Annotated in this window: 5 protein-coding genes and 1 pseudogene; 3 read left to right on the top strand and 3 right to left on the bottom strand. The window is 71.6% G+C overall.

Translation table 11 applies throughout. The annotated features are described in order from the left end of the window. Positions 1-93 precede the first annotated feature (93 nt). Both ACIG87_RS29830 and fdh read right to left on the bottom strand, forming a co-directional pair. A pseudogene (locus ACIG87_RS29830) lies at positions 94-759 on the bottom strand (4Fe-4S dicluster domain-containing protein); the annotation flags it as partial. Then, the gene (fdh, locus tag ACIG87_RS29825) at positions 752-4,057 is read right to left on the bottom strand and encodes a formate dehydrogenase (protein ID WP_396854953.1); all 3,306 of its coding nucleotides are present in this window, start codon (positions 4,055-4,057) and stop codon (positions 752-754) included. The gene fdh and the pseudogene ACIG87_RS29830, both read right to left, overlap by 8 nt. A gap of 340 nt (positions 4,058-4,397) precedes the next feature. Here fdh and ACIG87_RS29820 point away from each other — a divergent pair, with 340 nt between their 5' ends. Beyond that, positions 4,398-4,727: a hypothetical protein gene (locus ACIG87_RS29820; protein ID WP_396854952.1), complete on the top strand. Its 330-nt coding sequence runs from the start codon at positions 4,398-4,400 to the stop codon at positions 4,725-4,727. Further along, positions 4,691-5,377 carry a nucleotidyl transferase AbiEii/AbiGii toxin family protein gene (locus tag ACIG87_RS29815; protein ID WP_396854951.1) on the top strand — a complete coding sequence of 229 codons (687 nt, stop codon included), beginning with the start codon at positions 4,691-4,693 and terminating at the stop codon, positions 5,375-5,377. The genes ACIG87_RS29820 and ACIG87_RS29815 overlap by 37 nt, the downstream gene beginning before the upstream one ends. A 79-nt stretch (positions 5,378-5,456) precedes the next feature. Here ACIG87_RS29815 and ACIG87_RS29810 read toward each other — a convergent pair whose 3' ends face one another. Continuing rightward, positions 5,457-6,359, bottom strand: a complete 903-nt coding sequence (locus tag ACIG87_RS29810; RefSeq protein WP_396854950.1) for an SDR family oxidoreductase — start codon at positions 6,357-6,359, stop codon at positions 5,457-5,459. A 236-nt stretch (positions 6,360-6,595) separates the two neighbouring features. On the opposite strand from ACIG87_RS29810, the gene ACIG87_RS29805 reads away from it, so the two are divergent. After that, a complete protein-coding gene (locus ACIG87_RS29805) occupies positions 6,596-8,389 on the top strand; it encodes a bifunctional metallophosphatase/5'-nucleotidase (protein WP_396854949.1) in 1,794 nt (597 codons plus the stop codon). The last annotated feature ends 130 nt before the right edge of the window (positions 8,390-8,519 follow it).

The following is an 8,519-nucleotide window of genomic DNA, read 5'->3' as shown; positions in this document are numbered from 1 at the left end:
GGATCACCGCAGCGGCCCTCGTACTCCTGCACGTCGAGCACAACCGCACAACCTGATCACCCAACGCCACGACCCGTTACGCGGAAAGGCTCAGTAGCCGCAGCCGTTGCAGATGTCCTCCTGCACCACGACGGTGCCGAACTCGGTGCGGAACAGCGACCCGGTGGGGCAGACGTCCAGACAGGCGGCGTGGGTGCAGTGCTTGCAGACGTCCGACATCATCAGCCAACGGAAGTCGGTGCGTTCCGCCACGCCGGTGCCCCGCCCGGGTGGCTGCGAACCGGGCATGCCGAGGAACTGCGTACCCCCGACGCCCCCACCCACCGCCTCGGCGTCGGCCCGGTCGGCGGTGGTGGCCATCCGGGCGGCGGCGTCGGCGCTGCCCGGTGGGACGCCCGGGTTGGTGCCGCTGGCGCTGCCGGTGCCGGCGGCGACCGCCGCCGACCCGGCGCTGCCCGACGGCCCGGTCGGGTCACCGGCGAAGGGCGGGGTGCGGTGGCCGGCCGGCACCGGCTGCTCGATGAAGGCCACGTGCCGCCAGGAGTTCGCGGTCAGCGCGCCGGTGTTGTCGTAGGACATGCCCAGCAGGTCGAAGCCGGACTCGGGGACGGCGTTCCACTCCTTGCAGGCCACCTCGCAGGCCTTGCAGCCGATGCAGACGCTGGTGTCGGTGAAGAAGCCCATCCGGGGGCCGGCAGACGTCCACCCCGCGTCCGGGGCCGGATCGAGGGGGCCGTAGAGGCTGTTGGCGTCAGGCATGGTCGGCGCCCTTCTCCCGTGGCCCGTCGTCGCTGGGGCCCGCCGGCCGGCGGACCCGGGTGGTCACCGTCGGTGGGCGTTCACCGGGGACGATCCCGGCCCGACGGCGGTAGTCGTCGACCAGGTCCCGCAGTGGCGGGCCGGTCGGCCGCCGCCCCGGAAGGATGTCACAGGTGCCGACCTTGCTCTCCTGGATGAGGACGTTCGGGTCCAGGGTGATGCCGAACAGGTCGTTGGCCGAGTCGCCGGTGACCAGCCCCTCGTAGCCGAAGTGGTACGGCAGCCAGAGCTGGTGGATCACCCGACCGTCCACCCGCAGTGGGGTGAGCCGGTCGGTGACCAGCACCTTGGCCTCGATCACCGCCCGGCCGCTGACCAGGTGCGCCCACCCCAGGTGGGTCAGTCCCACCTCGGCGGCCAGCTCCGGCGACACCTCGACGAACATCTCCGGTTGCAGCTCGGCCAACGGTCGCACGGTGCGGCTCATCGCGCCGGCGGTGTGGTGCTCGGTGAGCCGGCTGACCGTGAACACGTACGGGAAGACCGCGCTGTGCTCCTGCGGCGGGCTCGGGTTCACCGAGTTCACCGAGTGGGTGTAGACCTTCCGCGTCGGGTTGGCCTGCTGGCCGTAGAGCGGGTTGCGCATCGGCGACTCCGCCGGCTCGTAGTGCGTCGGCAGCGGGCCGTCGAGCACTCCGCTCGGCGCGTACAGCCAGCCCTTCCCGTCGGCCTGCATGACGAACGGGTCGTCACCGGCGAGCGCCGCCGGGCCGGACGCGCCCGGTGGCGGCCGGTACGTCGGCGCCTTGGTCTTCTCGAAGTCCGGCACGTCGTAGCCGGTCCACTCGCCGGCGTCCGGATCCCACCAGACGTACTTCTTCCGCTCGCTCCACGGTCGGCCCTGCGGGTCGGCCGACGCCCGGTTGTAGAGGATGCGCCGGTTCGCCGGCCAGGCCCAGCCCCACTGCGCGGCCACCCAGTCCTGTTCGTGCCGGGAGGTGCGCCGGGCGGCCTGGTTGACGCCGTCGGCGTAGACACCGGAGTAGATCCAGCAGCCGACGGCGGTGGAGCCGTCGTCCTTCGCCTCCGCGAACGAGGCGAGCGGGCGGCCGGTGCGCACGTCGTACCCGTTGATCTCGCGCAGCACCGCCTCGGCGCTCGGTTCGGCGTGCGGGCCGTGCGTGGGGTAGTCCCAGGCCAGGTCGAGCAGCGCGCGGTCGCGCCGGTGCGCGGAGCCGGCCAGCTTCTCCCGCAGTCGCCGCCCGAGGTGATAGAAGAACCACAGCTCGGAACGGGCGTCGCCCGGCGGGTCGACGGCCTTCTCCCGCCACTGCAACAGCCGCTGGGTCTGGGTGAAGGTGCCCTCCTTCTCCACGTGAGAGGCTGCCGGCAGGAAGAACACCTCGGTGCGGCACTCCTGCGGCACGATCTCGCCGGTGGCCACCTCCGGGCCGTTCTTCCAGAAGGTGGCGCTCTCGATCATGAACAGGTCGCGGACCACCAGCCAGTCCAGGTTGGCCATGCCCAGCCGCTGCGCCCGCCCGTGCGCGGAGCCGACCGCCGGGTTCTGACCGAGCAGGAAGTAACCCTTGATCTTGCCGTCGATCATGTTCAGCACCTGCTGGTAGGTGCCGTGGTCGCCGGTCAGCCGGGGCAGGTGGTCGTAGCCGAAGTCGTTCTCCGGCGTCGCCGCGTCCCCCCAGTACGCCTTCAGCAGGCTCGCCGCGTACGCCCGTGCGTTGCCCCAGAAACCCTTCTGGCCGGGGTGCCGGATGCTGTCCACCCAGTCGTCGAAGGTGGGGTGGTCGGCGTGGTGCGGCATCGGCAGGTAGCCCGGCAGCAGGTTGAACAGCGTGGGGATGTCGGTCGAGCCCTGGATGCTGGCGTGCCCGCGCAGCGCCAGGATGCCACCGCCCGGCCGCCCCATGTTGCCCAGCAGCAACTGGATGATCGCCCCGGTGCGGATGTACTGCACGCCGACGCTGTGCTGGGTCCAGCCGACCGAGTAGATCAGCACGCCGGTGCGTTCCCGGCCCGAGTTCTCCGCCCAGGCCCGCGCCAGCTCCAGGAACTTCTCCTGCGGGATGCCGCAGACCCGCTCGACCATCTCCGGGGTGTAGCGGGCGAAGTGCCGGCGCAGGATCTGGTAGACGCAGCGCGGGTGCTGGAGGGTGTCGTCCCGCTCGGCCTGGCCGTGCACCCCGGCGCCGTGCGACTCGTGCACCAGGCCGGCCGCGCTGTCCCGTTCCTTGGCCGTGTGCCCGCTGCCGGAGTCCTGCTCGTGCCCGGCGTACTGCCAACTGGTCTGCACGTAGCTGTCGGTGTGCGGGTCGTACCCGGAGAACAGGCCGTCGCCGTCCTCGGTGTCGGCGAACTGTTCGCTGACGATCGTCGCGGCGTTCGTGTACGCCAGCACGTACTCCCGGAAGTCCAGCTCGTTGTCCAGGATGTAGCGCACCACGCCGCCCAGCAGGGCGATGTCGGTGCCCGCCCGGATCGGCAGGTACGTGTCGGCCACCGCGCTGGTCCGGGTGAACCGGGGATCGACGTGGAAGACCTTCGCCCCGCGACGCTTGGCCTCCATGACCCACTGGAAGCCCACCGGGTGGGCCTCGGCCATGTTCGAACCCTGGATGACGATGACGTCAGCGTTGGCGACGTCCTGCTGGAAGTCCGTCGCGCCACCGCGACCGAAGCTGGCCCCCAGACCGGGGACGGTGGCGGAGTGTCAAATCCGGGCCTGGTTCTCGATCTGGAGCGCCCCCATCGCCGTGAACAGCTTCTTGATGAGGTAGTTCTCCTCGTTGTCCAGCGTCGCCCCGCCCAGGCTGGAGATGCCCAGCGTGCGGTGCAGCGGCCGGCCCTCGCTGTCGACGTCCTCCCAGGTCTGCTCGCGGGCGGCGAGGATCCGGTCGGCGATCATGTCCAGCGCGGTGTCGAGGTCGAGATCCTCCCACTCGGTGGCGTACGGCCGCCGGTAGCGGACCGTGGTCTGCCGCAGCGGGCTGGTGACCAGGCTCCTGCTGGCCGACCCCTTCGGGCAGAGCCGTCCCCGGGAGATCGGGCTGTCCGGATCGCCCTCGATCTGGGTGACCTGCCCGTCGGTGACGTACACCCGCTGCCCGCAGCCCACCGCACAGTACGGGCAGACCGAGCGGGCCACGCTGTCGGCGGTCTCGGTGCGGGCGGTCAGCTCGGCCGAACGACCAGACTGGGCCGCCGCGCCCCGGCCGAGCGGGTCGCTGCCGGTGAGCTGGCGGTAGACCGGCCAGCCCGCGATGAAGGTACGCAGACCCACTGCGTTCCCCCTTCCCCGGCCTGACCCGTCGCACGGTCGACGCACTCAACATAGGCCAGCGCGCCGGAGTCCGCGACCGGCCCCGGGGATCTTCTCCGCGTCGGGGATGCCGACGGACGGTGCCGCCCCCGACCCGGACGGGTCGGGAGCGGCACCAGAGCATCGGTGCGCATGTCGCCTCTCGGCGCGTGGCGCAACGCGGCTCCAGCCGAACGGAACTCCGCGACGGCAATTCAGGTGAGGCCCGGGGACACTGAACGCACCGACACTCCTGCCCTCCAGGGTACCCCGTTCCCGCGCCCTGTACCTGAGCTGGCCGAACCGGCGTTACCCTGACACCATGCAGGCCACCATGGCGACCGCCCACCTGGCCCGACCGGGCCGTCCGGTGGTGGTGGCGCGCACCCTGACGGAGCTGACCGGCCCCACCGGTGGGGTGGTGGAGCTGCCGATCCGGCTGATGTGGAGCAGCGAGCGGACGTTCGACCTGGCCGAACCGGACGATCTGCTCTGGCTGTACGAGAACGTGCTGCGGGAGACCACCCGCGCCGACGACCTGCGGGCGCTGATCGACGGGCGCACCCTGCGGCGGGTGTGGCGGCGGCTCAACCTGCCCCGGGGCGTACGGCAGGCATGGGAGAGCCGGCACCGGGGTCTGCGTACCGCGTGACCCACCTGCACGACTTCTACCGGGAGGTCGCCCGGGTCGCCCTCACCGCGGCCGGGCCACACCGGTTCGTGCTCGGCGGCGGGGTGGCCTGGGCGGCGCACGGCCTGGTCACCCGGCCCACCGAGGACGTCGACCTGTTCGCCGACGTGGAGGGGGCCGCCGAGGCGGCGGCGGCGGAGGTGCGCGCGGCGCTGGAGCGGGCCGGGTACACCGTCGCGGTGGCCGACCCGGACAGCGACCTCGGTGACCTGTTCGAGGGCTTCGACCGGGACCTCAGGGACTTCGTGGTCGGCCGGGGCGACCGGCAGATCCGGCTCAGCCTGGCCCGACTCGACCGGTACCGCTCACCGGTGGTGATGGACCTCGGCCCGGTGATGGACGTCCGCGACCTGCTCGCCAACAAGACCGCCGCCCTGGTCAACCGGCGGGAGGCCCGCGACTACATCGACGTGTCCGCCGCGCTGGCCCAGTACCCGGTCGACGAGCTGCTGGCCCTGGCCCGGCAGGTAGACCCGGCGCTGGCCGACGAGGACGTCCGGGCGGCCGGCCACTACCTGGACCGGCTACCGGACCGGCGGTTCGCCCGCTACGGCCTGGACCCGGCACAGATCGCGCAGGTGCGGCACCGGATGGCCGGCTGGCCCCGCTGATCCCCGCCGGCCGCGGCGCTGGCCGGACGGCCGCCGTGCGGGTCCGGGCCGGGGGTGGGTCCGGCCGGACCCGTTCGGATCACGTGGTGAAGCGGCCACCGGTGACACCGAGGATCTGCCCGGTGACGTAGCTGGACTCCTGGGAGGCGAAGAAGACGTACGCGGGGGCCAGTTCGGCGGGCTGACCGGCCCGGCCCATCGGGGTGTCGGTGCCGAACTGCGCCACCTTCTCCGGCGGCATGGTGGCCGGGATCAGCGGCGTCCAGATCGGGCCGGGAGCGACCGCGTTGACCCGGATCCCCTGGTCGGCGAGCTGCGCGGCGAGCCCCTTGGTGAAGTTGGCGATGCCGGCCTTGGTGGTGGCGTAGTCCAGCAGCGGCGGCGACGGGTCGAACGCCTGGACGGAGGTGGTGTTGATGATCGTCGCGCCCTCCTTCAGGTGCGGCAGTGCGTCGCGGCAGAGCCAGAACATGGCGTACAGGTTGGTCTTCAGCACCCGGTCGAACTGCGCGGTGCTGATCGCCGCGATGCCGTCGTCCTGTGCCATCTGGTACGCCGCGTTGTTGACCAGGATGTCCAGCCCGCCGAGGTCGGTCACGGTCCGGTCGATCAGGTCGCGGCAGTGCTGCTCGTCGGTCAGGTCGGTACGCACCGCGACACCCCGGCGGCCGGCCTCCTCGATCAGCCGTACCGTCTCCCGGGCATCGGCGTCCTCCTCCTCGCCCAGGTAGGAGACGACCACGTCGGCGCCCTCCCGGGCGAAGGCGATCGCCACCGCCCGACCGATGCCCGAGTCGCCACCGGTGACGAGGGCCCGCCTGCCCGCCAACCGGCCGCTGCCCCGGTACGACTCCTCGCCGTGGTCGGGCTTCGGGCCCATCCGGTCGGTCATGCCGGGTGCCGACTGCTGCTGGGCCGGCTGGCCGTCCTGGTGGCCGTACTGCTCGGTCGGGTCCTGCGGGGTGTACTGGTCCTGGCTCACCGTGCGGCTCCCTGCCTGGTTTCGTCCGTTCTGGGTCTCTGGCTGACCTACCCCGACGGATCGGCCGGAAACAACCCGAGCCTGCGGCCCGCCGGTTGACCCGGGTGTGACAGGAAGGTGGCCGCTGGTGGCAGCGCGGTGAAACACTCCAGGCCACTGTGGCAGGAGTGACCGCTGCTCGTTATGGTGCGCAACGGCGCCCACGAGGCGCGTCCACCCCCATGGAAGGGCACCTCATGACCTCCTCCTCCGGCGCGTCGCGCCGCCAGGTGCTGGCCGTCGCCGCCGCCGCGGCGACCACCCCCCTGATCGCCGGCACGCCCGCCCAGGCGGCCGACCCGAAGGGCCCGAAGACCTGGGACCTGACCGTCCTGGGCACCTCCGACACCCACGGCAACGTCTACAACTGGGACTACTACCGCGACGCCGAGTTCGACGACAGCAAGCACAACGACGTCGGCGTCGCCAAGCTGGCCACCCTGGTCAACCAGATCCGGGCCGAGCGCAAGGGCCGGGCCACCCTGGTCCTCGACGCCGGGGACACCATCCAGGGCACCCCGCTGGCGACGTACTACGCCAAGCAGGAGCCGATCACCGTCACCGGGGCGACGCACCCGATGGCCCGCGCGATGAACATCCTCCGGTACGACGCCATCACGCTGGGCAACCACGAGTTCAACTACGGGCTGCCGCTGCTGGCGAAGTGGATCGGTCAGCTGGGCTTCCCGGCGCTGGCCGCGAACGCGGTGAACGCCAGGACCGGCAAGCCGGCCTTCCTGCCGTACGTGATCAAGGAGGTGCGGCTCGGCGGGCACGGCGCACCGACGCTGCGGGTGGGCATCCTCGGCCTGACCAACCCCGGGGTGGCCATCTGGGACAAGGGCAACGTCGAGGGCAAACTGGTCTTCCCGGGCATGGTGGAGACCGCCGCCAAGTGGGTGCCGATCATGCGGGCGCGCGGGGCGGACCTGGTCATCATCTCCGCCCACGGTGGCGACAGCGGCACCTCCAGCTACGGCCCGGAGCTGCCGAACGAGAACCCGGTGGCGCTGATCGCCCAGCAGGTTCGCGGCATCGACGCGATCCTGTTCGGCCACGCGCACAACGAGGTGGTGGAGAAGTTCGTCACCAACACCGCCACCGGCGCGCAGGTGCTCACCGCCGAGCCGTCGAAGTGGGGTCAGCGGCTGACCCGGATGGACTTCACCCTGGCCCGGGAGCGGGGCCGCTGGAAGGTCGTCAGCAAGGGCGCCACCATGCTCAACACCAACACGGTGGTCGAGGACCCCAAGGTGCTCGCGGCGGTGCGTGGCCAGCACACCAAGACGGTCGGCTACGTCAACACGGTGGTCGCCCGGTCCTCGCAGGAGCTGTCCGCCGCCGAGTCGCGCTACCGGGACACCCCGATCCTGGACTTCATCAACCACGTGCAGACCGAGGTGGTCACCGCCGCGCTCGCCGGCACCTCGTCCGGGTCGCTGCCGGTGCTGTCGATCGCCGCGCCGTTCAGCCGTACCGCGGTCTTCCCGCAGGGCGACGTGCGTATCCGTGACGTCGCCGGGCTGTACGTCTACGACAACACCCTGGAGGCGGTGGTGCTCACCGGCGCCGAGGTGAAGACGTACCTGGAGTTCTCGGCGAAGTACTTCACCACGCTGCCGGTCGACGCGCCGGTCGACCCGGCCACCATCAGCGACCCGGCCGTCCCGGACTACAACTACGACGTGATCTCGGGGCTCGACTACGACATCGACATCTCGAAGCCGGTCGGCCAGCGGATCACCCGGCTGGTGCTGCCCGGCACCGACACCCCGGTCGCCGCCGACGCGCAGTTCGTGGTCGCGGTCAACAACTACCGGCGCAGCGGCGGCGGGAACTTCCCCGGCATCGTCAAGACCCAGGTCTACAACGCGCAGCAGGAGATCCGCCAACTGCTCATCGACTGGGCGCAGGCCAAGGGGACGATCGACCCGGCCGACTTCTTCGTGCCCAACTGGAAGCTGGTCCGCGCGGGCGTGCCGGTCTTCTGACCCACGCGACCGCGCCGGGTCGCCGGGCCGCCCAGCAGTGGCCCGGCGACCCGGTCCCGGCCGGTCGGCGAGAACCGGCGCATCAACCGGGCGGACGCGGGTAAGCGAGCCCTCCACGACGAGTGGAGGA

Origin of the sequence: Micromonospora sp. NPDC051925 (genome assembly GCF_044548625.1) — a bacterium.
Classification (GTDB): domain Bacteria; phylum Actinomycetota; class Actinomycetes; order Mycobacteriales; family Micromonosporaceae; genus Micromonospora.
This window is presented reverse-complemented; position numbering and strand designations above follow the sequence as displayed.